General features: G+C 62.8%; 32 protein-coding genes. 13 read left to right on the top strand and 19 right to left on the bottom strand.

The features are described from left to right. Nucleotides 1-73: 73 nt before the first annotated feature. The gene (locus tag NL528_RS35555) at nt 74-1,558 is read left to right on the top strand and encodes a tyrosinase family protein (protein WP_309179031.1); all 1,485 of its coding nucleotides are present in this window, start codon (nt 74-76) and stop codon (nt 1,556-1,558) included. 48 nt (nt 1,559-1,606) lie between these two features. Here the strand turns inward: NL528_RS35555 and NL528_RS35550 are convergent, their stop codons facing one another. After that, nucleotides 1,607-2,365, bottom strand: a complete 759-nt coding sequence (locus tag NL528_RS35550; protein WP_309179030.1) for a hypothetical protein — start codon at nt 2,363-2,365, stop codon at nt 1,607-1,609. A gap of 338 nt (nt 2,366-2,703) precedes the next feature. Here NL528_RS35550 and NL528_RS35545 point away from each other — a divergent pair, with 338 nt between their 5' ends. Further along, nucleotides 2,704-3,993, top strand: a complete 1,290-nt coding sequence (locus tag NL528_RS35545) for a L,D-transpeptidase family protein (RefSeq protein WP_309179029.1) — start codon at nt 2,704-2,706, stop codon at nt 3,991-3,993. Between the two features lie 119 nt (nt 3,994-4,112). On the opposite strand, the gene NL528_RS35540 is transcribed toward NL528_RS35545, so the two are convergent. Both NL528_RS35540 and NL528_RS35535 read right to left on the bottom strand, forming a co-directional pair. After that, nucleotides 4,113-5,072: a D-2-hydroxyacid dehydrogenase family protein gene (locus tag NL528_RS35540; RefSeq protein ID WP_309179028.1), complete on the bottom strand. Its 960-nt coding sequence runs from the start codon at nt 5,070-5,072 to the stop codon at nt 4,113-4,115. Nucleotides 5,073-5,199: 127 nt separating this feature from the next. Continuing rightward, nucleotides 5,200-5,394, bottom strand: a complete 195-nt coding sequence (locus NL528_RS35535; protein WP_309179027.1) for a hypothetical protein — start codon at nt 5,392-5,394, stop codon at nt 5,200-5,202. Nucleotides 5,395-5,648: 254 nt separating this feature from the next. On the opposite strand from NL528_RS35535, the gene ettA reads away from it, so the two are divergent. The 3 genes from ettA (at nt 5,649) to NL528_RS35520 (ending at nt 8,798) form a co-directional block, all read left to right on the top strand. Further along, nucleotides 5,649-7,298 (top strand): energy-dependent translational throttle protein EttA, encoded by a 1,650-nt coding sequence (ettA, locus tag NL528_RS35530; RefSeq protein WP_309179026.1) that lies wholly within the window; start codon nt 5,649-5,651, stop codon nt 7,296-7,298. A gap of 61 nt (nt 7,299-7,359) precedes the next feature. Next, nucleotides 7,360-7,560, top strand: coding sequence for a hypothetical protein (locus NL528_RS35525; RefSeq protein ID WP_309179025.1), 201 nt, complete (start codon nt 7,360-7,362; stop codon nt 7,558-7,560). A 44-nt stretch (nt 7,561-7,604) separates the two neighbouring features. Then, nucleotides 7,605-8,798, top strand: coding sequence for a lytic murein transglycosylase (locus tag NL528_RS35520; RefSeq protein ID WP_309185127.1), 1,194 nt, complete (start codon nt 7,605-7,607; stop codon nt 8,796-8,798). Nucleotides 8,799-8,893: 95 nt separating this feature from the next. Here NL528_RS35520 and NL528_RS35515 read toward each other — a convergent pair whose 3' ends face one another. Continuing rightward, nucleotides 8,894-9,166, bottom strand: coding sequence for a hypothetical protein (locus NL528_RS35515; protein ID WP_309179024.1), 273 nt, complete (start codon nt 9,164-9,166; stop codon nt 8,894-8,896). 231 nt (nt 9,167-9,397) lie between these two features. Beyond that, entirely contained in the window at nt 9,398-9,709 is a 312-nt protein-coding gene (locus tag NL528_RS35510; protein WP_074273779.1) for a hypothetical protein, read from the bottom strand. Nucleotides 9,710-9,892: 183 nt separating this feature from the next. Between NL528_RS35510 and NL528_RS35505 the strand changes: the two genes are divergently transcribed. The 3 genes from NL528_RS35505 to bfr all read left to right on the top strand — a co-directional run bounded on the left by NL528_RS35505 (nt 9,893) and on the right by bfr (nt 11,240). Further along, nucleotides 9,893-10,180, top strand: a complete 288-nt coding sequence (locus tag NL528_RS35505; RefSeq protein ID WP_309179023.1) for a hypothetical protein — start codon at nt 9,893-9,895, stop codon at nt 10,178-10,180. A 181-nt stretch (nt 10,181-10,361) separates the two neighbouring features. Next, nucleotides 10,362-10,619, top strand: coding sequence for a (2Fe-2S)-binding protein (locus tag NL528_RS35500; RefSeq protein ID WP_309185125.1), 258 nt, complete (start codon nt 10,362-10,364; stop codon nt 10,617-10,619). Between the two features lie 135 nt (nt 10,620-10,754). Next, entirely contained in the window at nt 10,755-11,240 is a 486-nt protein-coding gene (gene bfr / locus NL528_RS35495; protein WP_309179022.1) for a bacterioferritin, read from the top strand. A 165-nt stretch (nt 11,241-11,405) separates the two neighbouring features. Here the strand turns inward: bfr and NL528_RS35490 are convergent, their stop codons facing one another. The 5 genes from NL528_RS35490 to NL528_RS35470 form a co-directional block, all read right to left on the bottom strand. Continuing rightward, entirely contained in the window at nt 11,406-12,011 is a 606-nt protein-coding gene (locus NL528_RS35490; RefSeq protein WP_309179020.1) for a pyridoxamine 5'-phosphate oxidase family protein, read from the bottom strand. 66 nt (nt 12,012-12,077) lie between these two features. After that, nucleotides 12,078-12,431 carry a hypothetical protein gene (locus NL528_RS35485; RefSeq protein ID WP_309179019.1) on the bottom strand — a complete coding sequence of 118 codons (354 nt, stop codon included), beginning with the start codon at nt 12,429-12,431 and terminating at the stop codon, nt 12,078-12,080. A gap of 144 nt (nt 12,432-12,575) precedes the next feature. Further along, entirely contained in the window at nt 12,576-12,776 is a 201-nt protein-coding gene (locus tag NL528_RS35480) for a hypothetical protein (RefSeq protein WP_309179018.1), read from the bottom strand. Nucleotides 12,777-12,803: 27 nt separating this feature from the next. Beyond that, complete coding sequence (locus tag NL528_RS35475) at nt 12,804-13,865, bottom strand: alpha/beta fold hydrolase (protein ID WP_309179017.1); 1,062 nt, start codon at nt 13,863-13,865, stop codon at nt 12,804-12,806. A gap of 139 nt (nt 13,866-14,004) precedes the next feature. Then, nucleotides 14,005-14,250: a DUF2188 domain-containing protein gene (locus NL528_RS35470; RefSeq protein ID WP_074273934.1), complete on the bottom strand. Its 246-nt coding sequence runs from the start codon at nt 14,248-14,250 to the stop codon at nt 14,005-14,007. Nucleotides 14,251-14,394: 144 nt separating this feature from the next. Here NL528_RS35470 and NL528_RS35465 point away from each other — a divergent pair, with 144 nt between their 5' ends. Both NL528_RS35465 and NL528_RS35460 read left to right on the top strand, forming a co-directional pair. Further along, entirely contained in the window at nt 14,395-14,661 is a 267-nt protein-coding gene (locus NL528_RS35465) for a DUF2277 domain-containing protein (RefSeq protein WP_074278223.1), read from the top strand. Between the two features lie 201 nt (nt 14,662-14,862). Then, entirely contained in the window at nt 14,863-15,105 is a 243-nt protein-coding gene (locus tag NL528_RS35460; RefSeq protein ID WP_074273935.1) for a hypothetical protein, read from the top strand. Nucleotides 15,106-15,161: 56 nt separating this feature from the next. On the opposite strand, the gene NL528_RS35455 is transcribed toward NL528_RS35460, so the two are convergent. The 4 genes from NL528_RS35455 to NL528_RS35440 form a co-directional block, all read right to left on the bottom strand. Beyond that, nucleotides 15,162-15,671 (bottom strand): collagen-like protein, encoded by a 510-nt coding sequence (locus NL528_RS35455; RefSeq protein ID WP_375143925.1) that lies wholly within the window; start codon nt 15,669-15,671, stop codon nt 15,162-15,164. A gap of 76 nt (nt 15,672-15,747) precedes the next feature. After that, nucleotides 15,748-16,923: a cytochrome P450 gene (locus tag NL528_RS35450; protein ID WP_309179015.1), complete on the bottom strand. Its 1,176-nt coding sequence runs from the start codon at nt 16,921-16,923 to the stop codon at nt 15,748-15,750. A gap of 56 nt (nt 16,924-16,979) precedes the next feature. Then, a complete protein-coding gene (locus tag NL528_RS35445; protein WP_309179014.1) occupies nt 16,980-17,231 on the bottom strand; it encodes a helix-turn-helix domain-containing protein in 252 nt (83 codons plus the stop codon). Nucleotides 17,232-17,408: 177 nt separating this feature from the next. Further along, nucleotides 17,409-18,176 carry a 3-oxoacyl-ACP reductase FabG gene (locus tag NL528_RS35440; RefSeq protein ID WP_309179013.1) on the bottom strand — a complete coding sequence of 256 codons (768 nt, stop codon included), beginning with the start codon at nt 18,174-18,176 and terminating at the stop codon, nt 17,409-17,411. 146 nt (nt 18,177-18,322) lie between these two features. Here NL528_RS35440 and NL528_RS35435 point away from each other — a divergent pair, with 146 nt between their 5' ends. Beyond that, nucleotides 18,323-18,805, top strand: a complete 483-nt coding sequence (locus tag NL528_RS35435; RefSeq protein WP_309179011.1) for a hypothetical protein — start codon at nt 18,323-18,325, stop codon at nt 18,803-18,805. 18 nt (nt 18,806-18,823) lie between these two features. Here the strand turns inward: NL528_RS35435 and NL528_RS35430 are convergent, their stop codons facing one another. The 5 genes from NL528_RS35430 to NL528_RS35410 form a co-directional block, all read right to left on the bottom strand. Continuing rightward, nucleotides 18,824-19,513 (bottom strand): glutathione S-transferase C-terminal domain-containing protein, encoded by a 690-nt coding sequence (locus NL528_RS35430; RefSeq protein WP_309179010.1) that lies wholly within the window; start codon nt 19,511-19,513, stop codon nt 18,824-18,826. A gap of 135 nt (nt 19,514-19,648) precedes the next feature. Then, nucleotides 19,649-20,107, bottom strand: coding sequence for a HEAT repeat domain-containing protein (locus tag NL528_RS35425; protein WP_309179009.1), 459 nt, complete (start codon nt 20,105-20,107; stop codon nt 19,649-19,651). Between the two features lie 9 nt (nt 20,108-20,116). Continuing rightward, entirely contained in the window at nt 20,117-21,649 is a 1,533-nt protein-coding gene (locus NL528_RS35420) for a hypothetical protein (protein WP_309179008.1), read from the bottom strand. Nucleotides 21,650-21,998: 349 nt separating this feature from the next. Beyond that, nucleotides 21,999-22,397 (bottom strand): hypothetical protein, encoded by a 399-nt coding sequence (locus NL528_RS35415; protein WP_309179007.1) that lies wholly within the window; start codon nt 22,395-22,397, stop codon nt 21,999-22,001. Nucleotides 22,398-22,416: 19 nt separating this feature from the next. Next, on the bottom strand, nt 22,417-24,018 hold the full coding sequence (locus NL528_RS35410) for a P-loop ATPase, Sll1717 family (protein ID WP_309179006.1): 1,602 nt from the start codon (nt 24,016-24,018) through the stop codon (nt 22,417-22,419). A 484-nt stretch (nt 24,019-24,502) separates the two neighbouring features. On the opposite strand from NL528_RS35410, the gene NL528_RS35405 reads away from it, so the two are divergent. Both NL528_RS35405 and NL528_RS35400 read left to right on the top strand, forming a co-directional pair. Beyond that, on the top strand, nt 24,503-24,937 hold the full coding sequence (locus NL528_RS35405; RefSeq protein ID WP_309179005.1) for a hypothetical protein: 435 nt from the start codon (nt 24,503-24,505) through the stop codon (nt 24,935-24,937). Nucleotides 24,938-25,913: 976 nt separating this feature from the next. Continuing rightward, the gene (locus tag NL528_RS35400) at nt 25,914-26,138 is read left to right on the top strand and encodes a DUF6429 family protein (RefSeq protein WP_309179004.1); all 225 of its coding nucleotides are present in this window, start codon (nt 25,914-25,916) and stop codon (nt 26,136-26,138) included. Nucleotides 26,139-26,363 lie beyond the last annotated feature (225 nt).

The following is a 26,363-nucleotide window of genomic DNA, read 5'->3' as shown; positions in this document are numbered from 1 at the left end:
TTGTTGTGTCGACACCCTCGATGCGGTAGTCTGCGCGCGATCGCGCGGATCATCACAACCGAGGGAGGTAGACATGGCGGAGCTGTCGCGTCGTCATCTCGTCGTCAGCGGGCTTGCCGGAGCAGGCGCGAGCCTATTGCCCGGCTCCATCAGAGAGGCGAATGCCGCAACGTCGATCCGGTACAATCTGGCCTCGCCGAACGGCCAGGTGATGCTCAAGAAATATGCCCAAGCCGTGAAGCTCATGATGGCGCTACCGCCAAAGGATCCCCTGAGCTGGACCTTCCAGTGGTACACGCACGCGGTGCCGACCAATACCACCAAGGCGGCGGCGCTGACGCAGATCTTCGGACCCAACCCATCACCACAAAAGACACTTGCAACCGAGATGTGGAACACCTGCCAAGGGCACTTCGCGGCCTCCGGCGAGCCGTACTTTTGCCCGTGGCACCGGATGTATGTCTGCTACTTCGAGGAGATCATCCGCGCGGTCCTGAAGGATCCCAAGTTCACGCTGCCATACTGGAATTATACGGTGCCGGCCGGCTATGCCGTGCCGAAGGAATTCCGCATGCAGAACGACCCGCTGTGGGGGCCGCTGTATCGCCCGAACCGCAATCCGACATCCAATGCAGGGCAGCCGATCTTCGCCGCCGGCGGTTCCGCTAGCGATATGAGTCCTGCGCCGGCGATGGCGGAAACCCAATATCTGCCGAGCGGCGCGATACAAGGTTTCAACCAGACGCTCGACTTCGGTCTCCACGGCAACGTGCACGTCTTCACCGGCAACAGCCAGGGCATGGGCCAGATCCCCTGGGCCGCGAACGACCCGATCTTCTGGATGCATCACTGCAACATCGATCGCATCTGGGCGAGCTGGAACAACGCCGGTCACGCCAATCCCAACACCGCGGCGTGGCAGAGCAAGGTCTTCATATTCGCCGGCCCCGACGGCAAGGGCGTCAAGGCGATCGTGAAGGATTACACCAACACCAAGAAGTGCGATTACCAATATGATCAGCTGATCGGTACGAAGCTCGTCGCGTCGGTTGCCGAGTCGCTCGCGCCTGCGGCGGCCGCGGCTCCGGTGACGGTGGCGAAGACGCAGAGTGGACCGGTGACGCTCGGCGCTGCGCCGGTTCGCGTCAGCCTGCAGGCTGCGGCATCTCCCTCGACCGCGGCGTCACCCTTGTCCGCCAGGCTTTCAGCCCTGCCGGAAAATCACCGGGTCTATCTGGTCATCAACGACTTCAAGGCCGATGCGCAGCCGGAGACGCTGTTCCGCGTCTATCTCGATCTGCCCGACAATCCGCCGTCCGATCCGGTCAACAGCCACTATGTCGGATCCTTCAATTTCTTCGCTGCGGTTGCGCATGGCGACGACCACGACCACGCGGACGTCGCCCGGTCGATCAGCTTCGACATCACCGACATTGCCGCCAATCTCGATGCCAAGGGTCTGTTGAAGGCCGAGCACGCGGTGACGATCGTTCCGGCGAAGGCGCCGGCCGCGGACGCGAAAGCGGTCGTCGGCAATATTTCGTTCGTCGAGCAGTAAGGCTACGCCGGCGAAATTTGCGGGAAGCGCGCCTGACCTCGCGCTTCGCTAGCGCGCTCTCGGCGTGATGGCGGGTTGTGCGAACGGATTGGCTTGTGGCTGAGCCGCCGCTGCCTGTCGCGCAATGCGCGCGCGCCGTGCGATGCGCCGGCGTTCCCGGGCACGCTGCGCCCGCTTCCCTGCGGGTGTTGCGTCGGCTTTTGCTGCTGTGGCCTGATTGATCGTGACCGCTGGGCCGCCCAGCGTGGCGATCCTGGTCGCTGCGATGCTGGTTTCGGGCGAGGGCATGACGGCCGGTTGCCCGGACGCCACCGGCGCGGTTTCAGTGACCGGCGGCGCAGTTTCGGTGACCGGTGGCGGCGTTTCGGTGATCGCGGCGAGCTTCGGCTCGTCGGTTGAAGCGGGCGTCTCGGCTGAAGCCGGGGCGGCCGGCATGTCGGGCGGTGTTGCTGCAGTCGAGATGTCCGCCGCCTCCGGCGGGGACGCGTCCTCCGGCTTCAGCGCCGCCAGTTTCTCGGGCTCTGCTGGCGGCGCGGCATCCGCGGCCTGCTCGGTTGGTGCCGCAGCCACGGCAACATTGTCCGGCGTAATCTCCTCGACCGGCGGCTCGACGCGCAGCAGCGCCAGTGTTGGCGCTGGCGCTTCGCTCGGCTGCGCAAACACGGTTTCAGGCGGTGGCTGTCGCGACGGCATGCTGGCAAATTGCTCATGCGCGGCCCGCAACAGCGCCGCCGCGCCAAGCCCGAAGACCAGGACCGACATCGACAGGACGATCGCGGCGAACAGGAAACGAAAGCCGGGGAGCATGGTCGCGGGTTCCGCCTTTGGCGGGGGCCCTGGATTGGGCCGTTGAGACTTGAAGGGAACGCGGTGACCACAAGGCCCGCTTCGCATGCCGCGAATCAGGCCGATTCGAGAATATCGCAACGCTTCGACGCTGTTCGTTACAAAATATGCGGCGGGCGCTCGCGATCGGACGGTAGAGCTGTGTTTTTCTGGGGGTGAGGCATCTTTACCGCAGCTCTCACGGCCGATCACAAAATGACCGATTTGGGCCGAATTTCGCTGATTTGTCTTGAATGCGCCGCTATCTTCGGCCATCTGCCGTTAACGGTCCGGTGTGGCTTGGGGACTATATAAAAACGATGATGATCAACCGCATTCTGACGATTTGTGCCGCCGTGGCTGCTTGCGCGGCGGGAACTTCGCTAGCCCAGGCGCAACAGAGCTATCCGGTACCGCCCGGCTCGGTTTATTCGACGGCTCCGGGACCCTATCCTCCCGGCGGCTATGTCGTGGACGAACGCCGCGGCCCCGGCGCGCCGGATTTCGATGCCCTGGACGATGACGACGTGCCGAACGCGCAGAGTTCGACCGCGCTGCCGCCGCCCGGCCCGGTGCTGTCGCCGGACGACCCGCGTTATGGCCGCCCGATGGGCGCCCCGGTTTATTCCAATCGCGCTCCGCCGATGCCCACGGGCCCTGTTCTTTCGCCGGATGATCCGCGTTACGGCCGCCCGATGGGCGCCCCGGTTTATTCCGATCGCGCTCCGCCGGTGCCGACGGGCCCCGTTCTTTCGCCCGATGATCCGCGTTACGGCCGCCCTGCCGGTCCGCCGCCGGTGATCTATTCCGACCGTCCGGATGGCCGCGTTCCGGCTGCGGGCGTCATGTATCCGAACGACGATCGCGGCTTGCGTCCGCCGGAGGCTATTGGCGCTGGCGTGACCGGAACGGTTCAGCCGCAGCAAGCGCCTGTTGGCGCCGACGGCAAGCCGATGGTGCTGTCCGCGCTGCCGCCGGATGAACAGCCCGAAACGGGTCCTGCGCAGCTCGCGCCCAATTTGCGCCGCCAGGAAGTTGCGTTCGCGACCAAGGAGCCCGCGGGCACGCTGGTCGTCGATACCCCGAACACCTACCTCTATTACATCCTCGGTGGTGGCCGCGCGATCCGCTACGGCGTCCGCGTCGGCCGCGACGGCTTCACCTGGACCGGCGTGCAGAAGATCACCCGCAAGGCGGAGTGGCCGGATTGGCATCCGCCGACCGAGATGATCGAGCGTCAGCCCTATCTGCCGCGCTTCATGGCCGGCGGCCCCGGCAATCCGCTGGGCGCCCGCGCGATGTATCTCGGCTCGACCGTTTACCGCATCCACGGCACCAACCAGCCCTCGACGATCGGCAAGTTCGTCTCCTCGGGCTGCATCGGCATGCTGAACGAGGATGTCTCTGATCTGTTCGAGCGCGTGAAGGTCGGCACCCGCGTGGTGGTGCTGCCCGGTGGCCCGCCGCCGGGAGCTCTCACCGCGTCAGCCGCGCCGCCGCCCGGTGGACCCGCGGCGCCGGGTCCGGCGTCCGCGCAGCTGGCCCAGCCCCTTCCGGGAACGCAGCCGACCGTGGTGCCGCCGCTGCCCGCACCGGTGACGGTGCGCTGAGGCCCCTATTTCCGCGTCATTGCGAGGAGCGAAGCGACGAAGCAATCCATTCTTTCTTTGCGGGGCGAGATGGATTGCTTCGCTTCGCTCGCAATGACGGTCGTGAATACTTCGGCCCCTCAGGCCAGCTTTTGCAGCGGTTCGCCCATGAACCAGGCGTCGATGCCCTCGACCATCTGGCTATAGTGATTGCGGAAACTGTCCTCGGTGACGTAGCCGAGATGTGGCGTCAGCACGAGGTTGTCGAGTTTGCGGAAGGGATGATCGACCGGCAGCGGCTCGACCGAGAACACGTCGACGGCCGCGCCCGCGATCTTCTTCTGTGTCAGGGCTTCGAGCAGCGCGCCCTCATCGACGATCGGCCCCCGCGCGGTGTTGACGAGGTAGGCGGTCGGCTTCATCCGCGCGAGATCGGCTGCTCCCACCAACCCGCGCGAGCGCGGCCCCAGCACCACATGCACGGTGATGACGTCGGCGGTCGCAAACAATTCCTCCTTGCTGGCGTAGCCGACGCCGACTTCCTTGCAGCGTTCGGCCGTCAGGTTCGGGCTCCAGGCGATCACGTTCATGCCGAACGCCTGCGCGAGTTTTGAGACCTTGCTGCCGAGCTTGCCGAGGCCGATCACGCCCAGCGTCCGGCCCTCGATTTCCATACCGACGAACTTTTGCAAGGGTTCGCCGGCATGCATCCGCGCGCTCTCGCGGCCGATATTGCGGGTCAGTTCCAGGATCAGGCCCATCGCCAGCGGCGCGGTGGGATCGCGTCCCCATTGCGTCCCGCACAGCGTCACCTTGTGGTCCTTGGCGGCTTCGAAATCGATCGCGGCATTGCGCATGCCCGAGGTGATCAAGAGCTTCAGCTTCGGCAGGGCCGCAAACAGGGTGCGCGGAAACGGCGTGCGCTCGCGCATCGCGCAGATGATCTCGAAATCCTTCAGTGCGCCGGCCGCGGCTTCCGGGCTGGCAAAGGGCTGATTGAACACCGTGACATCGACGCGGTCGGAGATCTTCGACCAGTCCGCAACCGTCAGGGCCAGATTGAGATAGTCGTCAGTAATTGCACAGCGCAGCCGCGTCATCGGGAGGTCCGTTTCTGGCGAGGGTGACGGCGGAATAAGGCCGTCGGGGAAAGATCGCCATGGTTGCGCGCAATCGAAGGACGCGCAAGCGGACTTGAGGAGGGCTTGCCTCAAATATCCCGGAAATTCAGTTCGAACGGGCCTTGTGCTTGGCGCGCCAGGCGGGGCCGGGGCCGCGCATGTAGTGCAGTTCCGGCCGATAGGGGTTGAACGCCCGGGCGAAGAACTGGCGCCAGAAGGCGCGGAATTCGGCGAACAGCCTGACCAGTCCATCGCGGCCGGTCGCCGGGTGCGAAACGGATGCCGAAGTGATCGTAGCCATGACGCGAGACCTCTGTTTTCACCGCGGCTTTTGCCGCCTTGGACGTTCTGTTGGACGTCGTGAAAACGAGTTTTCGCCTCATTAATTAAAAGTTAGTTTCAATTAGCGTGATTTGGCGCACACATGGTGTCCATCCCGTATTCATCCGTGGTGAACGGATGGAAAACACGCCCCCGCGGTTGCCCTTTGGGGGCCGCGCCGCTACATCAGCGGCAGCAAATTTCCGATAAATCCAACGGTTTCCAGGGGATTCGATGGCCCGTCAGTTCGTCTATTTCATGCAGGGTTTGACCAAGAGCTATCCGACCCGGAAGGTGCTCGATAACGTTCATCTCTCGTTCTACCCCGACGCCAAGATCGGCGTGCTCGGCGTCAACGGCTCCGGCAAGTCGACGCTGCTGCGGATCATGGCCGGCCTCGACAAGGAATATAACGGCGAGGCCTGGGTCGCCGAGGGCGCCCGGGTCGGCTACCTCGAACAGGAACCGCATCTCGACGCCACCAAGACGGTCCGCGAAAACGTCATGCTCGGCGTCGCCAAGCAGAAGGCGATCCTCGATCGCTACAACGAACTGGCGATGAACTATTCGGAAGAGACCGCCGACGAGATGACCAAGCTGCAGGACGAGATCGAGGCCGCAGGCCTCTGGGATCTCGACAGCAAGGTCGATCAGGCGATGGACGCGCTGCGCTGCCCGCCCGACGATTCCGATGTGACGAAACTTTCGGGCGGCGAGCGCCGCCGCGTCGCGCTCTGCAAATTGCTGCTCGACCAGCCGGAACTGCTGCTGCTGGACGAACCGACCAACCATCTCGACGCCGAGTCGGTGTCGTGGCTGGAAGGCCATTTGCGCAATTATCCCGGCGCGATCCTGATCGTGACCCATGACCGCTACTTCCTCGACAATGTCACCGGCTGGATCCTCGAACTCGACCGCGGCAAGGGCATTCCCTACGAGGGCAATTATTCGTCCTGGCTGGTGCAGAAGCAGAAGCGGCTCGAGCAGGAAGGCCGCGAGGACGCCGCGCATCAGAAGACGCTGGCGCGCGAGCAGGAGTGGATCGCGTCCTCGCCCAAGGCGCGCCAGGCGAAGTCCAAGGCGCGCTACCAGCGCTACGAGGACCTGCTGAAGCAGGCCAGCGAGAAGCAGAACCAGACCGCGCAGATCACGATTCCCGTGGCCGAGCGGCTCGGCCAGAACGTGGTCGACTTCGAAGGCCTCAGCAAGGGCTTTGGCGATCGCGAGTTGATCGACAATCTCACCTTCAAGCTGCCGCCAGGCGGCATCGTCGGCGTGATCGGCCCCAACGGCGCCGGCAAGACCACGCTGTTCCGGATGATCACCAAGCAGGAAACCCCGGACAAGGGCACCATCACCGTCGGTGAATCCGTGCATCTTGGCTATGTCGACCAGTCACGCGACGATCTCGACGGCAAGAAGAACGTGTGGGAGGAGATCTCCGGCGGCAACGAGCTGATCCTGCTCGGCAAGCGGGAAGTCAATTCGCGCGGCTATTGCTCGTCGTTCAACTTCAAGGGCGCCGACCAGCAGAAGAAGGTGGGCTCCCTGTCAGGCGGCGAGCGCAACCGCGTGCATCTGGCCAAAATGCTGAAATCCGGCGCCAACGTGCTGCTGCTCGACGAACCGACCAACGACCTCGACGTCGATACGCTGCGCGCGCTGGAAGAGGCGCTGGAGGATTTTGCCGGCTGCGCCGTCATCATCAGCCATGACCGCTGGTTCCTCGACCGCATCGCCACCCACATCCTGGCCTTCGAAGGCGACAGCCATGTCGAATGGTTCGAGGGTAATTTCCAGGACTACGAAAAAGACAAGATGCGACGGCTGGGACAGGACAGCATCATCCCGCATCGGGTGAAGTACAAGAAGCTGACGCGGTGATCCTGGATGGCTCCCGGCGCGTTACTATTCACGCCGAGCGGCGCCCATGGTATTTTGGCGCATGGCCAATATCGACGATCAAATCTTGGAGCATCTTCTTTACATACGTGGAGCGGTCGACGCTCTGCGTGAGGATATGCACGAACTCAAGCGGCCGCTCGGCGCGCTTGAGGGCGGATATCTGAGAATGTCGTCTCAGCTAGACCGCATTGATTGCCGGATTGCTCGTATTGAGCAGCGCCTTGCACCGATCGACGCGTGAGCAACCTATTGAAACTCCGCCTTGCGCCCGTTCTCGGCCTTCTTGTGGCGCTGGCGCTCAATTCTCCTGCCTGCGCCGCCGACGCTGCCTTCACCCAGTTCATCGCCTCGCTATGGCCGGAGGCGCAAGCGGCCGGCGTGTCGCGTGCGACCTTCGATGCCGAGACCCGCGGGCTCGAGCCCGACTACAAATTGCCCGACTTGATCCTGCCCGGACGGCCCGCGACCGGCGCGCCGTCGCAGGCCGAGTTCGTGCAGGTGCCGGCTGATTACATCAGGGAACCTTCCATCGCGCGACTGGCGGCGGAGGGGCAGCGATTGATGGCGAAGCATCGCGCCGCGCTGAACGAGATCGAATCCCGTTTCGGCGTGCCTGCGTCCGTCGTGCTCGCGATCTGGGGCCGTGAAACCGACTTTGGGCGTTACACGCTGCCCGACGACACGCTGCGGGTGGTGGCGACGCAGGCCTATGTCGGCCGCCGCAAGGATCAATACCGCACCGAATTCATCCTGGCGCTGAAAATCCTCGGCGAGGGGGCGGTGACACGCAAGGACATGCGTTCGTCCTGGGCCGGCGCCACCGGCCTCACGCAATTTCTTCCGTCCGAATACTACAAGCATGGCGTCGATCTCGACGGCGACGGCCGCGTCGACATCTGGCATTCGGTGCCGGACGCGCTCGCCTCCGCCGCTCAGCAGCTCGTCAACAAGGGATGGCAGAAGGGCGTGCGCTGGGCCTATGAAGCGCGCGCGCCTGCCAATGTCGACTGCACCATGGGTGTGCCCGAAGTGACGAAACCGCTTGGTGAATGGCTGCGCGCGGGCTTCGTGCCGGTGCGCGGACAAAAGTTGAGCGCGGCCGAACAGGCGCAGCCAGCCTCGCTGCTGCAGCCCGAGGGCATCTACGGCCCGGCCTTCCTGACCACGCAGAATTACTTCGTCATCAAGGAATATAATTTTTCCGATCTGTATGTGCTGTTCGTCGGCCATCTCGCCGACCGCATGACGAGCCCGCTGCCGTTCGCGACGGCGTGGTCGGCGTCGTCCCAGATGCGCACCAAAGATGTCGAAGCCATGCAGCGTCACCTGACGCGGATCGGGCTCTACAAGGACAAGCTCGACGGCAAGGCCGGCATGCAGACTCGCGCCGCACTGGGCGCGTATCAGAAGTCCGCGGGCCTGAAGGTCGATTGCTGGCCGAGCGACGCGGTGCTGCGTTCGCTCGGTGCGGCGCGCTGAGCCAGGCGACGAGCGCAAAAGAAAAAGAAAAGCCCGGCCGAAATCTCGGCCGGGCTTGAAATCAAGGCGCGCAGGTTTCGCGCCGGTCGGTCAGATCAGTTGCAGTACTCGACGTGGCGGAAACGCCAGCCGTAACCATCCCAATAGCGCTCGCGAACCATGCGGCAGGGCGGGGGAGCTTCTTCCACATACACCGGGCCGCCATAGGCCGGGCGGCTGGAGGCGATCGCCCCACCGATGATGGCGCCGCCGATCAGGCCGCCGACCACGCCGGCTGCCACGCCGCGCTGCGCGCTGGCGGGTGTCGCGGTGAGCGACGAGCCAGCAATCGTTGCGACCGCGACGAAGGCAGCAAATGTCTTCTTCATGTCTAGGGCTCTCCTGGAGATGGCGCCTTCAGCCGACGCCGGGTTTAAGGTAACTCGCACGCTGGTTTCGAACTGGCCGTCTCGCTAAAAAGCGCACAACAGTCAACCGAAAGTAAACGTCATGGCCTGATGGGCGGGAAAAACGGTTTTTTCAGGCCGCAACAGGCATACGTCCCGGAAAACCAATGGTTTCTCGGGACGATGCCGTCGATTTAATGAAGGTGAACGGGATCAGTCGCAAACCCTGACGCTGCGAACCCGCCAGCCATAGCCGTCCCAGAAGCGCTGGCGCTGCCAGACGCAGGCCGGGCCGTAGTCGTAGTAACCGGGACCGGCGACATAGGCGGGGCCGCCATAATAGCCCGGGCCGTAGTAGTAGCCGTTGTTCTGCGATGCGATCGCGCCGCCGACGATGGCGCCGCCGATCAAGCCTGCAGCGACGCCCGCAGCTACGCCGCGTTGCGCCTGGGCAGGGGCGGGGACCGCCACAGCCGAAATCGCCAGCGTGGCGACGGCAGCAAGTGCCACCAATGTCTTCTTCATGGCCTCACCTCTCTCGTGGGTGCAAAGAACTGCGGACAAGCGGTCCGTCGCAGTGAAGGTTCCACATTTCTCTTGAATGATCAATGAACGGCGGTGCCTCATTTGGCGACGAATGCTGGTGGTGGTCAGGCGCTTTTGCGGTGCAAAACGGCGGTTTTTCGGTCACCCGCCGAGAGGATCCAGATGGGCGGGATGACGGCATTCGTGATCGCGGTCGGCGGCACATCGCTGATTTGCTTTCTGCTGATGAACCGGGTGCAGAACCGAAGCGCGCGACGCAGCCCGGCTGGCGACAGCTCGGCCGACGGGGTGAGCTACGATTCCGGTGGCGGCTGGCATGGTCTCAATTGGTTCGGCGCCGACAATTCCACTTCCGACCATTCGGGCCCATCGGGTGACTCCGGCGGCGGGGATAGCGGAGGCGGCGATGGCGGCGGTGGGGGCGGCGACGGTGGTGGCGGAGGCGATTGACGCTACTCTGTCGGATCGGCAGATCCGCGTTTGATGCCTGCGGCGCAAGGGTTTTTAGACCCGTTCCAAACTGCTTTAGCCATCACTTTGGAATTGCTTGAAAGTGAGGTTTTTCCTTTTGCATCCCGTCCCGGCGTTCAATATCTGTGAGTTGAGCATCACCGATGGGCCTGCCGTCTCTATGATTGTTTGTTCCTGTAACGTCCTCAGCGACCACGATGTCCGCAATGCCGTGGTCGCCGCCGGGGAGCTGCCGCGCAATGCGAAGCAGATTTATGGTTGCCTCGGCTGCAGCGCGGAATGCGGCCGGTGCGCGCGTACCATCAAGACCATCATCGACGAGGCGCTCGGTCCCTGTGCCAAGGCCTGCTGCTCCGGCTGTCCGCATACCGCTGCGAACGACGAATCCGCCCACGACTTCGCGCTCGCGGCCTACTGAAAGTCCCTGAATCTGTCGGATTTCGCCGTTCCCAACGCTTTGCTCCGGGACCGGTTGCCCTTGTCTCTGAACTGACTTAGAAGCGTTCTAAACAATAATTCAGGCTGGTTTTGGCCTCAAAACCCGGAGTGCACCATGCAGGGCGACCCAAAAGTCATCGATTATCTCAACAAGGGCCTGCGCAGCGAGCTCACCGCTATCAGCCAGTATTGGCTGCACTATCGGCTCCTGAACAATTGGGGCCTGTTAGAAATGGCCAAGGTCTGGCGCAAGGAATCCATCGAGGAGATGGAGCACGCCGACAAGTTCACCGACCGGATCCTGTTTCTCGACGGCTTCCCCAACATGCAGGTGCTCGATCCCCTGCGCATCGGCCAGAACGTCAAGGAAATCATCCAATGCGATCTGGACTCGGAGATCGCCGCGCGCGCGCTCTACCAGGAAGGCGCGACCTACTGCCATGGCGTCAAGGACTACGTCTCGCGTGATCTGTTCGAAAGCCTGATGAAGGACGAGGAGGATCACATCGACTTCCTCGAAACCCAGCTCGATCTGATCAAGCGCATCGGGCTCGAGCTCTACACCCAGAAGCACGTCGGCGGGCTCGAGAGCGAGCACTAGCTAGACTAGAAGTTCATCCAACGCCCAATGCTGTCATCGCCCGCGAAAGCGGGCGATCCAGTATTCCAGAGACGTCAGTGATTGAGCCGAAAAGCCGCGGCGTACTGGATCCCCCGCTTTCGCGGGGGATGACGACCAGCTTTGGAGCCGCGGGGAATTGCGCTCTCACAACTGCGTCTTGTAACGCGCCTCGACCACGGCCTGCTCTTCCGGCTCGCCGAGGTGGGTCTGGTCATGGATCACCTGGCTGATGCTGGGCATGATCGTGCGTTCGACCCGCGTATCCGCCGACCACAATTTTGAGCGCATCAGCGCCTTGCCGCAGTGGAAATAGGCCTCGTGCACGTCGATCCGCAACACCGCGCGCGGCGGTTTGCCGAACTCCACCATCGACGCCAGCAGGTCTGGATCCGCCGATACCTTGCCCTTGCCGCCGACGCGCAGCGTCTCGTCGATCCCGGGCACGAAGAAAATCAACTGCACGAAGCCGCTTCCCTCGACGATGTTGCGAAAACTGTCGATGCGGTTGTTGCCGGAACGATCCGGCATCAGCAGCGCGTTCGGCCCGGCGACGTGGACAAAGCCGGGATTGCCGCCGCGCGGCGAAGCATCGACGCTGCTGTCGGAGCCCGACGTCGCAAGCACGCAGAACGGCGACATCGCGATAAAGGTTTTCGCATGGACGTCGATTTCCGGCCGCGCCTTCGCGATCACGCGCTCGGTGGGTTTTGGATAGATCGAGGCAAGGTCGCAAGGAGCAATGTCGGTCAAGGAGGGCCTCCGGTCAGGTTTCGGCCAGAGTATCAGCAAGCGCCGACGGCGTCATCTCGACGCCATCTAAACTGCGTCCGCCGGCACGAAACAGCTGATGATGATGCTGCCGCGGTGGTGCACGTACCACACCACGGCTTCGCCGACCGGATTGCCGCGATCGCGGATGATGGCGCGCTCGGGCACCGCCATCCACTGGCCCTCGATCGGAACCCAATAGGCGCCGTCGCGGAAATCATATTCGGTCTTATGGCCGCCGGAGATATCGCAACACGGCACACCGTTCGGCGCCATCACGCTCTTGAACCAGGCGCGGATGTCGGGCGGCACGTTCTCGTATTGACCATTGTCGAAGGCGATCGCCGCGTTTCCCAGCGTGGACAGACAGGCAAGCAAAACGATATGCGCCAGTCTTCGCATTCGATCCTCCACATTGCCGCGTCGTCGGGCCGCGTTGCGCGTCATGACGACGAATCCGGAATGCGATTAGGCCCGAGCCGGGATGCGGATGCACGCTCAAAAAATGAGCGCCGCGGCCGATGAAAAATTGATGCGGTGCGAAAATCAGGCCTTGCTCTTCGCGCGCGGCTTCGCGGGCGATTGGGGCGCGATGTTCTGCCACGCCATGGTCAGCGCGCTTTGCAGCGTCACCGGATCGGCCCTGGCGAGCCGCACAATGGTGCTGCCGCCTCTGCCCCATCCGCCCGGCACTGGACGGAAGATTTCAGGCTCGGCCTCGACGCGGCGGAAACGATGTTGCGACATTGTGTGCTCAGCTTGGGTCGCGTCGGCTCACATCGTCCGCTGTGGCGCGATCTCCAGCAATTCCTGCAGCTGCCGGCTGTAGAATCTGGCGTTGCCGGTGGTGAGATGGCCGCGCGTCTCGGTGCTGGCGGGGATCAGATAGAGCTTGCCGTTCTTGATGCGCTTGATCGCCGCGTCGGTGACGCCGGTTTCCGGCGGATTGCGTTCGTCGTCGGCGGCATTGATCGCCAGCAACGTGGCCGCGATCTTCTCCATCCCGGCGGACGGATCGTAGTCGTGCGAGGCTTCCCACTGATAGATGTAGTCGTTGGCATCCGCGGTGACGGCAGTCGCCAGCCGTTCGTCGACCATCTTGTCGGCCTGGGCCGCCGTCGGCGCCAGCGTCTGATAGCCGAGGGTGCCGCCGCCGGTCGCAATGCCGTAGGCGTTGATGGCGTATTTCATCATCCGCGGCTGCGCGGTGTAGTTGCCTGAGTTGTAATCGGGATCGTTGCGGATGGTCTCGAGCATCATCCGCCGCAGCATCCAGTTGCGGGCCGCCATCGCAGTCGGCTGCGACGCCATCGGCACCAGTGCATCCATCATCTGCGGATAGCGCACGCCCCAGATCCAGGTATGCATGCCGCCCATCGAATTGCCGATCACGAGCCGCAAATGCTTGACGCCGAGGCCCTCGGTGACCAGGCGGTAATGCGCGTCGACCATGTCGTTATAATCGTACTTCGGAAACGCCGTCTTCATGCCGTCGGACGGCTTTGACGATTTGCCGTGGCCGATGCCGTCCGGGATGATGATGTAATATTTCGACGCATCGAGCGGCCGGCCCGGCCCGAACAACTGGCCGGCGAATTCCGCCGTCAGCATCCGCGACGCATCTCCGCCCGAACCGTGCAGCACCAGTACCGGCTGGCCGGTGGGTTCGCCCACGGTCGTATAATGGAGCCGCAACTCCGGCATGGTCTCGCCGGTGTGGAACTTGAAATCCCGGGCGATCCAGTCGCCCTGCTTCGGCGCCGGATAATCCGCCGCAGCCGCGGCGAACGAGGTCAAGGTAAACACGGCGCACAGCGCCGCCCGCAGCCATTCCATGGCGTATCTCCCAGAGGATCAGCCGCCTTGCCGGGGCCGCTTGGGGAAAAGCCTATCATGTCGGGAAAACAGAGCCGAGAACGAAGCATTGGCGGACCTGCGGAAAATATTTGGAAAGGCGCAACCGGAGCGGGGAATATTACGCCTTGTCCTCGACGTTAGTCTCCGGGCGGTCGTTGCCGGCGGCGGTCTCGGTGTGCCATTTGCCGTCCGCGGTCTCGTATTCGATCGCTTCGGTGCGGCCGGGCACGCGCTGCTCGGCGGCCACGCGTCGGGCGGCAGCCAGCGCCGCGGCGTGTGTCGCGAACGGTTCTGAGAACACCCCATCAACGGTGTAGGCCCAGCCGCCGTCGTGCTCGACGATCTTGTAGGTGACATGGCTCATCGGGGAACTCGCTTCCTGGCACTGGAAACCGGGGTGAACGCACGGCCTATTCTATGACAGAATAGGCCAGGATGTAGCAATTTGCATGGGCTGATCGTCCTTGGGAAAGCGATCCGCCCGCCGCCCGGGCTTCAGGAGAATACCATGTGCCGCAACATCAAGACGTTGTTCAATTTCGAACCGCCGGCGACGCCGGCCGAAATCCATGCCTCGGCGCTGCAGTTCGTGCGCAAGCTTTCCGGGTTCAATTCACCGTCCCAGGCCAATGCCGAAGCGTTCAACCGTGCCGTTTCCGAGGTCTCCGATTCCGCCCGGCGTTTGCTGGCGTCGCTTCAGACCAATGCGCCGGCGCGAGATCGCGAGGTCGAGGCCGAGAAGGCGAGGGAGCGGTCGCGGGCGAGATTCGGATGACGCGCGTCTTTACGGTGACTGCCGGGTCGATCCCGGCTTGCTGATCATCTTGCCGGACTGATGCTGGCATCGCGACGCAACGCAACGGCGCGATGATATCCAGGCTCCGGAATTTCTCTGCGCTCAACGTGACGTATCTCACAGTACGGCTCGGCGCTGGCGTGCATGATGGCATCTCGTCGCAGTCATCGGAGAAGCGCCATGAACCGGACAACCCAGCTCAAACTGTGCTCGCTCGTCTTCGCGGTAATGTGGACCGGCTGGATGCTGTGGGTGAACGAACCGGTCGATCGCGCCAACATCGTTATGCTGGTCGTCTGCGGCGCTCTCGCGGGCTCGGCGTGGTACTACGCCATGCGCTGGTTACTTCAATTGATCCGCCTGTTGCCGCCGCACGATGGTCCCGTTAAACCGGCACAATGGCGCCGCGCCCATCGCTGTTAGGTTCGTGGCGGGAAGTCAGCAAGGTCCGCAACGCCGCGCCGCATCCGTAGGCGCGTCTACTTCTTGTCCTTGTGCCGGTGCTTCTTCTTTTTCTTGCGATCGCCATCGTCATCTTCCGAATCCCCGGAGGCGTCGTCGATAGGCTCGGCCGCCGCCAGCGCCTCGCGTACGGCGGCTTCACGTTCGGCGGCCTCAAGCTCGCGCATGCGCCGGTGATCTTCCCAGGCATCGAACACCAGGTGCAGCCACGGCATGATTTGTTCGATCGACGGCAATTGGCCGGGCGGACCGGCCTCGCCGCGCGGGCCGGCCGGGCCTTGCGGCCCGGGCTTGCCCTGCGGGCCGGCTTCGCCTCGTGCGCCTTGCGGGCCGGGTTTTCCTTGCGGGCCGGGCCTGCCCTGTGGACCCGCCTTGCCCTGCGGCCCCGGTTTGCCGCGCGCGCCATCAGGGCCGCGTTTTCCAGGATGACCCTGGGGTCCCGGACGTCCCGGTTCGCCCGCACGGCCGCGCGGGCCTTGCGGTCCCGCTCGTCCCTGCCGGGGTGATGTGTCGTCGGCCAATGGCATGCTCCGCGAATTGAAGCCGTTTTTACCAGACGTTGGATGGCGGCATCAATTGCGCGGCAGGCGCTTTTGCACGGGATCAACAGTCCACGTCCCATTTCACCGGCAGATTCAGCAGCCCGCGAAACGCCCAGCCGCCGATCCGCACTGGCTCGCCGGGGTCGAGCCGCAAGCCCTTCAGCCGCGCGAAAATGCCGGGCAGGGCGACGTCCGCGACCATGGCGCGGGAGGCAAAGGCGCCGGCGCAGTAATGCGGGCCGGCGCCGAAGGCGATGCTCTTGGCGGTATCGCGCGTGATATCGAAACGGTCGGGATCCCCAAAGCAGGCTTCGTCGCGATTGGCCGAGCCGAACATGAAGAACACGCGATCCTCAGGTTCGAAATCGACGCCGCCATAGGACCAGGGCTTGGCGACCCGGCGCGGTGACATCCCGATCGGCGCGATCCAGCGCGCATATTCCTCGAACACGTCGAGCCATGTCGCGCGGCCCTCGCGCGCCAGCGCGAGCTGGTCCGGATGCGTCAGCAGTGCCCAGACCGTGCCGGAAATGGCGTCGCGCGGTTCGTTCTGCCCGCCCGAAATCGCGAGCTTGATGTTGGCGCGAATGCTTTGCATCGGCTGGCCCGCGGCCAGGAGCACGCTGAGGATCGAGGTGTTCGGGTGCTTCGTCACCACCGGAATCATGTCGTCGATCGCCGCATCGATTCCGGCGGTGGCAGCATGGCAGCGCGCCTCGACCTGGCTGTCGCCGGTGTAATTGGCGATGCCGTCGATCATCGCCTGCGACCATGCGTCCATGTCCTCAAAGCGCATGTTGGTCAGCCCGGTGACGTCCTTGAGGCATTCGGCCGACAGCGGCAGCGCGAACGCCTTGCAGAGATCGGCGCTTCCGGCCGGCGCCAGTTCGTCGAGGATACGGTCGGCGTGGGCTTTGAACTGCCGGATCCAGGTATCGCGCACGGTGCGCGGCGACACTGCGGGAAACATCGCCGCCCGTTCCGACATATGCGCGTCGCCGTCCTTGCGCATCATGTTGTGGCCCATCAGCACATTCATCAGGCCCGCCGGCTGATGCGAGGAGAACACGTCGATGCGCTTCTCCTGGCTGAAGATATCGTCGCGCCGCGTGAAGACGGTGGAACCGAGCTGCGGCACGAACGCGATCGGCGCCTGTTTCCGCATCCTGGCCAGATCCGGATAGGGATCGGCCCAGAACTTCTGGACGTCGATCTCGTAATGCGGCGCGTTAGACATGCGACTGCCCCTGGGGATTCGCCCCATCCGGGACTTCCCGCCCGGCTGGCGCCACCCTAATCACAATGGGCGGGCACGTCGATTCCGTCGGCCGAATACAGTCTGATCTTGTTGCGGAGCGTGCGCACCGAAAACCCGAGCACGCGCGCGGCGCGCGTCCGGTTTCCGTCGCAACGCGCCAGCGTTTGCAGCACGAGTTCGCGCTCAATCTCTTCGACGGTCGAGCCGATCAGCATTGGGACGACCTCATTGAGGGCCAGCGAAGGCGCCGGAGTTTCCGGCGCGACCAGCGTGGACGCATGTGACATTAACACCTCCCGATCAACGCCCGCTTCTGCGCTTAAGCGGAAACATCGGAACCAACTACCCCAAGCAAGTGCGACCGTGGGCGGAGTCGGTTAACAAGTTCTTAACGCAGGGCTGAGGGGCCCATAAGGCCCGAGGAATACCCAGAATTCGCCACGATTGCCGCTCGCCACGCAACCTCAGATCGTCCGGTAGCCGCCATCCACCATCACGATCGTGCCGCTGACATAGGCGGAGAGATCCGAGGCGAGGAAGATCGCGGGACCAACGATGTCCTCCGGCTTGCCGGGGCGGCCGAGCGGGGTGTGGTCCATGAAGACCTGCACCAGCGCCGGATTGGCGGCGCGCATTTTCTCGTTCAGCGGCGTTTCGATGAAACCGGGGCCGATCGCGTTGACGCGCACGCCGTCCTTGCCGAGTTCGGCGGCGAGCGCCTTGGTGAAGCCGAGCACGCCGTGCTTCGAGGCGGTATAGGCCGGGGAACTTGGCGTGCGCAGATGCACGAACGACTGGATCGAGCCGATATTGACGATGCGTCCCTTGGCGGCGCGCAACGGCTCGAGAAACGCATGCGTGACATTGAAGACGCCGGTCAGGTTGATGGCGATGATGTCTTCCCAGTCGTTGATCACGGCCTCGGCCGCGCCGAGCATGCCGTTGCGGCGGGCGATCCCGGCATTGTTGACCAGAATCGAGACTTTTCCGACCTTGTCGGCGACCTGCGTGGCCATCGCGACGCAGTCGTCGCGTTTGGTGACATCGAGGGCGAAGCTCTCGGCCTTGCCGCCGGCGTCGCGGATCTCGCTGACCACGTCGGCCGCCGCCTTGTCGTTCATGTCGAGCAGCACGACCCGCGCGCCCTCGCCGGCATAACCTTTCGCGATCGCGCGCCCGATGCCGGAGCCCGCGCCGGTGACGACCGCGATGTGGTTCTGGAGAAGGGGCATGGGAGTTTCCTCTGTTTTGGTTTTTTTGAACGTTCCAGACAAGCTAATTCAAACCTGAGGAAACTGAAACGCCAAGCCATGCTGGCGCGTTGCTATCATCCATTTTCGGTGATGCCATTTTTGGTGATGCCAATTTTGGTGATGTCATGGATCAGCAGCTCAAGGCATGGAAATCGGCCATCGAGCGGTTCTGGTCGGCCGCGACGCCCGACTATCGCGAAGTGGCGCGACTGGCCGCCGAGATCGCGGCAGGCAGTGCGGACGAGACGCTGCGGCAGGCGGCAGCCCAGGCGCTGCCGAGCCTGCGCAACGCGTCGCTCACCTCGGCGGATCACCGCGCCAGGGAAGTCGCGCGGCGGCGACTCAGCCTCGTCAGGGATGTCCTGCACACGCTGACCGCGCCGCGGTTCGGCAAGCGCGGCTTGGCGCCAAAAACGCTGACGCCGGAAGAGCATTACCGCCAGATGCTCGGATTGCCGTTCGGCGTCCGGCTGGCGGCAACCGAGATCCATCAGGCCTACAAGCGCGCGGCCAAGACCATGCATCCGGATGGCGGCGGCAACGAGCGGGAGTTTCGCGAGCTGTCCGCGGCGCGGGATGCGCTGATGAAGCCGCGCCAGGACCCCTAGCGCCTTGCGCCGCTTGCGCTAGCTGACCGCCTCATGAATCGCACGGCAGTGCCGCACGATGTTGCCGTGCGCGGTCACGAATTGCTTGAGCGGGGTATCGATGTCGTAGAAATAGATGTTGGCGATGAAGCCGTAGATGCCGGCGTCGATGCTGGTCGGCGTCTCGCCATGGACATAGCCCTGCGGCGGAATCAGCGCGGCAATCGCGCCGAGATCGGCGAGCCCGCGCGCCATCGCGGCATCGGGATCGTAACGGCCGATGCCCTGGTAGTAATAGCGCTGGGCATTGACGGCCTGCGCCTTGGCGAGGCCTTCTTCGGTGAGGCCGGGATGTTCGCGCAGCAGCGCATCGCGGAACGCGTGCCAGTAGCGCTTGTCCTTCCAGCGCGAGTACGACATCACCCAATAGAGGTCGTCGAGCATGCGCGTGATCAGGAGGTTGGTGGTTCGCTGCGCGGTCGTGAGTGCGGCATCGATCGGCGGCCGGTATTTTGCGGTCACGTAGCCAAGGATGGTCTCGCTGTCGCCGATCGTATCGTCGCCGTCGACGATATAGGGCAGCTGGCCGCGCGGCGCCTTCGACGCGTCGAAGATGTGCTCGTGCCGGAACGGCACGCCGGCAAGCCGCAGGAAGGCGAATACCTTCAGGCCGTAGCCGTTATTGTCGGCGACGCCGAACAGCGTGGGGTAGGAGTAGAGTGTGAGCATTCGGGATGCCGATTCGTGGAGTGGGAACAGCGCCCACACCATCGCACAACTGGACGAGAAAAATAGGCCGATGAGACTGATCTCATCGGCCCCGATCCAGCGTTTGATCGAAGTCTTCGCGGGGAGACTACGCGCTTACTGTTGCCGCATCTTCTGATAAGCGCCCGTGGCGTAGCTTCGCACGTGGGGATCCTTGTCCTGTTCGGACATGGTCTTCATCCGCGCCGCAAGCGCCGGCTCGTCGATAGCAGCGGCCGATTTCATTGCCCTGATCCGAACGCCGGCCTCCGAGTCATTCAGCAATTGCGAGGTGACGCTCACCGCATGCTGGGTCGGAAGCTTGACCGCGGCTGCGGCCGCCGCCACCCGCACGACGTCGTGACGGCTGCGCGCCGCCATCGCGACGATGTCGTGCGCATTGCCCTCCGAGATCAGGCCGGCCAGATAGGCGGCCTTCGAGGCGATCCGCGGTTCGTCCTCGGCGACCAGCGCCTGCAGCTGCGGCAGGGCGCCCGGGCCGAGCGCCAGCGCCAGTTCCGGATAATCCAGCTCGTCCTTGTCGATCTCTTTGCGGACTTCATCCAAAGTGGCCATTGACGCCTCCTATGAGGTCAGCGGGCTTGCGATCATGGTGTTGATCTCGGACTGGATCAGATCGGGCGGCGGGTTGGTGATGTTCCAGGTGCCGTTTCCGGTCATCAGCCGATCGTTATCGTTGACGTGGACGAGGCCGAGCACATGGCCGCATTCGTGACCCATGGTCCAGGGCGAGGCCACCGAGGTGATCACCGCGGCCGGCCTGCCGTCCGGATGGGCTGCGCACCCGTTCAGCGGCGGCACCGTGGAGCGGAGGAAGTAGACGCAGATGTCGTTGGCGCCGGCATTGTTGCGGTGGCCGAACAGGTCGTTCTGCTCTGCCGTGGTCGACCCCACCACGCAGGTGCCGACGTCGAGGTCGTTGAGCAGCGGCAGGTTCAGCGTTTCCTCGCTGGCGATCACGACGTCGATGCCGACGCCGGCATAGACGTCGCGCATCGACTGCATCATCTGCGCGCGCGAGATCGTGGTGGGTTCGCTCAGCACCTTGACGTGAACGCGAACCGCCTCGGACTGATCCCACCAGGTCGAATAGATGCGGCCGTCGGTGCCGGTGACGAACAGATCGAGATGGTCGGGATTGCGCGCGATCGGGGTGATCGGCGAGGTCAGCGCCGCAGCACCGCCGGAGACGTTGAACCAGTTGGCCCAGCCGCTGCTCTGGTCCCACCAGGTCGAATAGATGCGGCTGTCGGTGCCGGTGACGAACAGGTCGAGATGATTGGGATTGCGGGCGATCGCGGTGATCTCCGAACCGAGCGCCGCAGCGCCGCCGGAGACGTTGAACCAGTTGACCCAGCCGACGCTCTGGTCCCACCAGGTGGAATAGATGCGGCCATCGGTGCCGGTGACGAACAGATCGAGATGGTTGGGATTGCGAGCGACCGCCGTGATCGGCGAGCGCAGCGCCGCGGCGCCGCCGGAGACGTTGAACCAGTTGGCCCAGCCGCTCGCCGCATCCCACCAGGTCGAATAGATCCGGCCGTCGGTGCCGGTGACGAACAGATCGAGGTGATTGGGATTGCGCGCAATTGCCGTGATCGGCGAGCCGAGCGCTGCGGCACCGCCGGAGACGTTGAACCAGTTGGCCCAGCCGCTGCTGGCATCCCACCAGGTGGAGTAGATGCGGCCATCGGTGCCGGTGACGAACAGATCGAGATGGTTCGGGTTGCGCGCCACCGCGGTGATCTTCGAACCCAGGGCTGCGGCGCCGCCGGAGACGTTGAACCAGTTGGCCCAGCCGCTGCTCGCATCCCACCACGTGGAGTAGATGCGGCCGTCGGTGCCGGTGACGAACAGGTCGAGGTGATTGGGATTGCGCGCGACCACGGTGATCGGCGAGCCCAGCGCGGCGGCGCCGCCGGAGACGTTGAACCAGTTGGCCCAGCCGCTCGCCGCATCCCACCAGGTCGAATAGATGCGGCCGTCGGTGCCGGTGACGAACAGGTCGAGATGGTTGGGATTGCGCGCGATCGCCGAAACCGGCGATCTCAATGCCGCTGCGCCGCCGGATACGTTGAACCATGAATGCCAGCTCATGCACGCCTCCCTTTGTCAGAGCAAATGATCGGAGGGGATGCTAGCACAACACAATCTCAAAGCGAGTGAACTGCCTCACAGCGCGCGACGCCATGGCTTGTCACGTCAACAACGTTGTCGTATCGCGAATCTTATCAAGAGATACGTGCAATTATCCGATCATTCGCGATATCCGACGTTCAATTACAGGTAGATCGCGTGTAAATCGCGCCTGAGATGGAAAATTGCCGGGCGACGGCGGGGTTTTTGTCCGACATTTTCGTGGAGCGCGCCGGGCCGCAGCGCGCGGACGCAAATGTGGCGAACGAGGGTGCGCTGATTTGTCTCGCCGTGCGGTTTGCCGTTCGTCCTACAGCTGATGACCGCCACCAACTATTTTGACGAATATAAAATCGGCCCATCCGTGCAGGATTTCGCCGACGAATACCATGATTGCGATAAATACAATAATTCGCATCCTTTGATGATGCCGTTCTGTCGCCCGCCGAATCCGGGTATTCTCGATTAGCGATCGATCCGAAGAGGCAAACTGCCCCCGTTGGGCGGCAGCTTCGTCCCCCTTGTTGAACGCTTCGAAACGAACTTCGCGCTGTACTTGAAGAATGATCATCAAGGCGCCGATCGCGGAAAGGCTTGCCCCCATCCTGTTGGCCAAATGTGGGTCGTCGTAGTAATAGCTCAAACCGAAAGACAGGATCACGTATAAAACGAGCAGTAAAATAAGCGATACCGTGGAGATCTTTGTCATCTCACGACTCTCTATTTTTTTAATCCCAATAAGATTCCTCGATTTTGGACGGGTATATGAATTTCATTCCAGGAGCTCGCTTTAGATGCCAGGTGCCGCTGAAGAGCGGATGGACGCAATACCTCAGGTGATTGGCAAACCTGATCTTGTTGTGCGAGTTGAAGTGAAACAATCCATATTCGTAGTATTGCGTGTTTCGATTTGACTCGTCCGGATCGATAAATCCCAAAACCCCTATTTCATAAAGTGTTCTCCAGGGATCGTCGGTTTCCATGGAAACGCTCTTGCGCATTCGTTTTCCAACGGAATGCAGCTCGCTAAGGGTGCATATCGTCGGCAGTTCCGAGAGAACGTGTTCGCAGGCGATGATAAGCTCCTTATAGACCGGCATATAAGGTCTGAGAATTTGCCGTGCCAGCGCCGACTCGCTTTCGTCGACGGCCTTTACGATTGCCGACGACGTTATCGTTCGCCAACTCGCGGTTTCCTGGTGAGAAATGCTGATGGCCCGGCTGAACAACAGGATCAGTTCTCTGGGCAATAATTGCGAATGACGGACCAGATACGCAACGGAATCTTCCTTTTGGCCATACTTGTTCGTGACGTATTTCGGCATCACGGCGCCATAGAAGGTCATCAAGTTATCGCGGTGAGAAAAATTCAGTTTGGAGATGTCCGCAATGAAGGTCTGATCCTCGGCCAGATGAATTTTCAGGAATTCGCGAAACCGCTCCGCGACTATTTTCAGGAGGTCGACCGGCTTCCAGTGAAGTCGCGAATAGCTCGTAGCCGGAGACAGATCGCGGGTTTCGTTGGCTACATGTGTAAATAAATGCGGTTCGACCTCTTCGGGCACGCAGCAATAGATTTTAACCCGATCGTATGAGTCGCTGAAGTTGGTGATGCATCGGAGCAGCCCGGCAAGGATGCGGGAGAAGCGCGGAGACGTTATTGGATACAGGTCGAGAGAGTCGATGATGACGAAGCAGCGTCGTTTGGTGGCGCTGAGATATTTCAGTACGCTGTCTCGGGTCAGTTCAAACGCCTTCTGCAACGTCTCGCTCGTTATGGATTCGCGAGGGTCTATGATGTCGCGGCCTTCAATGAATTTAAACACCAGTGGAAGCTTTGATCGGTAGTCTATCGAGTTCGATTCCGAAGACGCGTCCCGAAAGATCTGGTTGAATATTGCTTGCCACAGATGACGCGCCCAGAAACGGGCTGCGGTCTCCGGCAATAGATCATCCCACATCGGCTGCGAACCGAGGGAGTGGTAGCAATCGATTCCGACGAGGTTCACGATCTCGTCGAGGTGATCCCAGGATTGAATGAATACATAGATGTCGTGATTGTCGTTGATTGCGTCATTGCGGCCATAGAAATAATGTTTGCGGCCGGAACCGGCGAGCATGGCTGCGACGATCGCTGTTTTGCCGGATCCCCTCCGGCCCAGAATTATTGGATGCAGATCGTGCAGGGCCAGGTCGAAGGGTTCGGCCTGGTAGATGAGCAGATTAACCGGGTCTTCGTCTTGCTGATCATAAGCGCGTCGACGCAAAATGCGTTCATGACGGATTGGCCCGAGCGGTTCGTCTGGGGTGAGGAAATCTCGAAGCGGCACGATTGTTCTCCGCTGCAACCCGAGAGGGCAGTTAGACTAAACCCGCTGTAGGGCGACCGCAAGTCTCCCGATCGCTGTTGGACCATCCAGGGTTGAAACCGATCCCCCGCGCTGATCACCAAAGGCCTGGCGGAATCGCTTGCGCCGTGATGGTGCGTAGCACGACCCACGACACCCGATTGCCCTCCTGCTCTGCATCCAGATCCACGCCGCTTGCCACCCCCATGAAAGCGGCGCTTGTGCACGATCGCGTTCACATGCCGCCGAACCGCCCGGCAGCTTTGCTGATCCGGCCGGCGGAGCGGGCAAAGCGCGCGTAGCGGGATCATGGGCCGGGCAATCCGCAGCCCGCGCTGCGGAATCAACGGGGCGCGCTTCGCATCGGCCCATTGGCTCATGCCGGCCGCGCTTGCTAGACTCGGGCTACGCGCAGCCGAATCTGATTCGCGATCCATGCGCACAACAATCCCGGGAGACCTGAGCCATGAAGATATCATCCGCCATTGGTGCCGCGCTGGTCGCGCTGACGGCTTTCGCCGGCCTGTCCTCCGCCGCCGACGCCGACGACGGCTTCGTGTCGCTGACGATCTACAAGGCCGGATGGATCATCGGCGGCTCCGGCGGCGGCGGCGTGCTGAACTTCCATGGCCGGAGCTACGGGCTGTCCGCCGGCGGCCTGGACTACGGCCTGGTGTTCGGCGGCTCCAGGACCGTGCTGCGCGGCCGGGTCAGCAACATCGTCAGGCCGTCGGATGTCGCCGGTGTCTACGGCGCGGCGGGCGCGGGCCTTGCGGTCGGCCGCGGCGCGCGCGCGATCGTGCTGACCAACCAGAAGGGCGCGGTGCTGGAACTGACCGGCCAGCAGGTCGGCCTGATGGCCAACGCGGATCTGAGCGGCCTCGCGATCACGATGAAGTAGGCGGGGGTGGGCGGTGTCCTGAAGATGGATTTGAGGGCGCCCCTCTCTCCGCGTCATTGCGAGCCACCGGGTCGCGCGAACGCGCGCCCGATGACAGGCTCCGCGAAGCAATCCATGCCTCAACGTGGGGATAGATGGATTGCTTCGTCGCTGTCGCTCCTCGCAATGACGGGGTGAGACTACCGATTCACGTGTCAAACAGCGATGAGGATACGCGCCCGCCTTCTCGCGGCGCGATCCGCCCGAGCTTTGCGTCACGTTCCACCCTCGTAAAGCGCAGAGGGCGCAGGGAAGACCGGGTGCGCGCTGCACCCGCGGTCTCGTGTGCAACATGCACAAAAGAAAACGCACACGAGCATACAGGTTCAGCGGAAACACTCCGGCCTTCCCCGCGCAATGGTTTTACGGCTTACTTCGCGCTCTCCCCGGTGACCGGCTTGTTTGCCACCGTCATCCCTGAGAATCTCGCTTCCCAAGAACTTGACGCCAGCATCGGGGCGCCAGGACCACACGACTTCGCCGTCCGCATCGGCCACGCTCGTCAGTCGTGGCCTTCGCGTCCACCGCATCTCACCGCAACGTTCGTGACGATCGCGACCCGCCCCTCATTCGGATGAGACGCGCGGAGTCAAACCACTGATTTGCCCGACGGCGAAAGCGAAATATTTTTTGCGGAAGGGCTAGACAGGTTTTGGGTGATTTGCCCGTCGTGTTGATTTGTCGCAGCCACAGCTCCATTTTTTCCTTGCGCGTGAAGCGAAGCAGCTTCGTAGGGTGGGAAAAGCCAACGGGTCGCGCGAATGCGCGCCCGATGACAGGCTCCGCGTGCCCACCATTGCAAGCGGAGGAAAACATGGTGGGCACGGCGCAAGCGCGCCTTTGCCCACCCTACTGACTCGGGCTTGCTCGAACCGATTGCGCATCGCGCGATCCTGAATAGGATGGCATGAGGCAGACTAACGGCATGAGGTTCGCGATGTCCCTCAACACCGACAAGATCGACGACGCGGCGCTGGCGTTGCTCTATTTGACCCTGCACGACGGCTACAGGGCCTGGAAGGGATTTGATTGGGGCGTGCTCGGCCGCCTGCACGACAAGGGCATGATCCACGATCCCGTGGGCAAAGTGAAATCGGTGGTCTTCACGCCAGAGGGGCTGGAACGCGCGAAGGAATTATTCGAGACGATGTTCGAGAAGTGAGGCAGTCGGCGGATTCGTAGGGTGGGTAGAGCCAACGGGTCGCGCGAATGCGCGCCCGATGATAAACTCAGCGAAACTCACCATTTTTCTCGCCCGCACTCAACTCGTCATGCGCGGGCTTGACCCGCGCATCCATCAAACACGAAGATGCGCTTCGCGCGATGGATTGCCGGGCATAGGCGAGCGGAAGCGACGCCGTCCTTCGGGCGGCTATGTCCGGCAACG

The organism is Bradyrhizobium sp. Ash2021, assembly GCF_031202265.1.
Classification (GTDB): Bacteria; Pseudomonadota; Alphaproteobacteria; order Rhizobiales; family Xanthobacteraceae; genus Bradyrhizobium.
Note: the sequence above shows the minus strand (reverse complement) of the source record. Positions and strands in the feature narration are given on the sequence as shown.

What these genes read in the sequence shown, in the direction of transcription:
- NL528_RS35505 (WP_309179023.1), top strand. Translation starts at nt 9,893, where the DNA reads ATGGGCGGGATGACGGCATTCGTGATCGCGGTCGGCGGCACATCGCTG.
- NL528_RS35465 (WP_074278223.1), top strand. Translation starts at nt 14,395, where the DNA reads ATGTGCCGCAACATCAAGACGTTGTTCAATTTCGAACCGCCGGCGACG.
- NL528_RS35420 (WP_309179008.1), bottom strand. Translation starts at nt 21,649, where the DNA reads ATGAGCTGGCATTCATGGTTCAACGTATCCGGCGGCGCAGCGGCATTG.
- NL528_RS35535 (WP_309179027.1), bottom strand. Translation starts at nt 5,394, where the DNA reads ATGGCTACGATCACTTCGGCATCCGTTTCGCACCCGGCGACCGGCCGC.
- NL528_RS35500 (WP_309185125.1), top strand. Translation starts at nt 10,362, where the DNA reads ATGATTGTTTGTTCCTGTAACGTCCTCAGCGACCACGATGTCCGCAAT.
- NL528_RS35515 (WP_309179024.1), bottom strand. Translation starts at nt 9,166, where the DNA reads ATGAAGAAGACATTTGCTGCCTTCGTCGCGGTCGCAACGATTGCTGGC.
- ettA (WP_309179026.1), top strand. Translation starts at nt 5,649, where the DNA reads ATGGCCCGTCAGTTCGTCTATTTCATGCAGGGTTTGACCAAGAGCTAT.
- NL528_RS35475 (WP_309179017.1), bottom strand. Translation starts at nt 13,865, where the DNA reads ATGGAATGGCTGCGGGCGGCGCTGTGCGCCGTGTTTACCTTGACCTCG.
- NL528_RS35470 (WP_074273934.1), bottom strand. Translation starts at nt 14,250, where the DNA reads ATGAGCCATGTCACCTACAAGATCGTCGAGCACGACGGCGGCTGGGCC.
- NL528_RS35460 (WP_074273935.1), top strand. Translation starts at nt 14,863, where the DNA reads ATGAACCGGACAACCCAGCTCAAACTGTGCTCGCTCGTCTTCGCGGTA.
- NL528_RS35430 (WP_309179010.1), bottom strand. Translation starts at nt 19,513, where the DNA reads ATGCTCACACTCTACTCCTACCCCACGCTGTTCGGCGTCGCCGACAAT.
- NL528_RS35480 (WP_309179018.1), bottom strand. Translation starts at nt 12,776, where the DNA reads ATGTCGCAACATCGTTTCCGCCGCGTCGAGGCCGAGCCTGAAATCTTC.
- NL528_RS35510 (WP_074273779.1), bottom strand. Translation starts at nt 9,709, where the DNA reads ATGAAGAAGACATTGGTGGCACTTGCTGCCGTCGCCACGCTGGCGATT.
- NL528_RS35525 (WP_309179025.1), top strand. Translation starts at nt 7,360, where the DNA reads ATGGCCAATATCGACGATCAAATCTTGGAGCATCTTCTTTACATACGT.
- NL528_RS35405 (WP_309179005.1), top strand. Translation starts at nt 24,503, where the DNA reads ATGAAGATATCATCCGCCATTGGTGCCGCGCTGGTCGCGCTGACGGCT.
- NL528_RS35400 (WP_309179004.1), top strand. Translation starts at nt 25,914, where the DNA reads ATGTCCCTCAACACCGACAAGATCGACGACGCGGCGCTGGCGTTGCTC.
- NL528_RS35455 (WP_375143925.1), bottom strand. Translation starts at nt 15,671, where the DNA reads ATGCCATTGGCCGACGACACATCACCCCGGCAGGGACGAGCGGGACCG.
- NL528_RS35440 (WP_309179013.1), bottom strand. Translation starts at nt 18,176, where the DNA reads ATGCCCCTTCTCCAGAACCACATCGCGGTCGTCACCGGCGCGGGCTCC.
- NL528_RS35545 (WP_309179029.1), top strand. Translation starts at nt 2,704, where the DNA reads ATGATGATCAACCGCATTCTGACGATTTGTGCCGCCGTGGCTGCTTGC.
- bfr (WP_309179022.1), top strand. Translation starts at nt 10,755, where the DNA reads ATGCAGGGCGACCCAAAAGTCATCGATTATCTCAACAAGGGCCTGCGC.
- NL528_RS35425 (WP_309179009.1), bottom strand. Translation starts at nt 20,107, where the DNA reads ATGGCCACTTTGGATGAAGTCCGCAAAGAGATCGACAAGGACGAGCTG.
- NL528_RS35450 (WP_309179015.1), bottom strand. Translation starts at nt 16,923, where the DNA reads ATGTCTAACGCGCCGCATTACGAGATCGACGTCCAGAAGTTCTGGGCC.
- NL528_RS35415 (WP_309179007.1), bottom strand. Translation starts at nt 22,397, where the DNA reads ATGACAAAGATCTCCACGGTATCGCTTATTTTACTGCTCGTTTTATAC.
- NL528_RS35435 (WP_309179011.1), top strand. Translation starts at nt 18,323, where the DNA reads ATGGATCAGCAGCTCAAGGCATGGAAATCGGCCATCGAGCGGTTCTGG.
- NL528_RS35555 (WP_309179031.1), top strand. Translation starts at nt 74, where the DNA reads ATGGCGGAGCTGTCGCGTCGTCATCTCGTCGTCAGCGGGCTTGCCGGA.
- NL528_RS35445 (WP_309179014.1), bottom strand. Translation starts at nt 17,231, where the DNA reads ATGTCACATGCGTCCACGCTGGTCGCGCCGGAAACTCCGGCGCCTTCG.
- NL528_RS35540 (WP_309179028.1), bottom strand. Translation starts at nt 5,072, where the DNA reads ATGACGCGGCTGCGCTGTGCAATTACTGACGACTATCTCAATCTGGCC.
- NL528_RS35550 (WP_309179030.1), bottom strand. Translation starts at nt 2,365, where the DNA reads ATGCTCCCCGGCTTTCGTTTCCTGTTCGCCGCGATCGTCCTGTCGATG.
- NL528_RS35485 (WP_309179019.1), bottom strand. Translation starts at nt 12,431, where the DNA reads ATGCGAAGACTGGCGCATATCGTTTTGCTTGCCTGTCTGTCCACGCTG.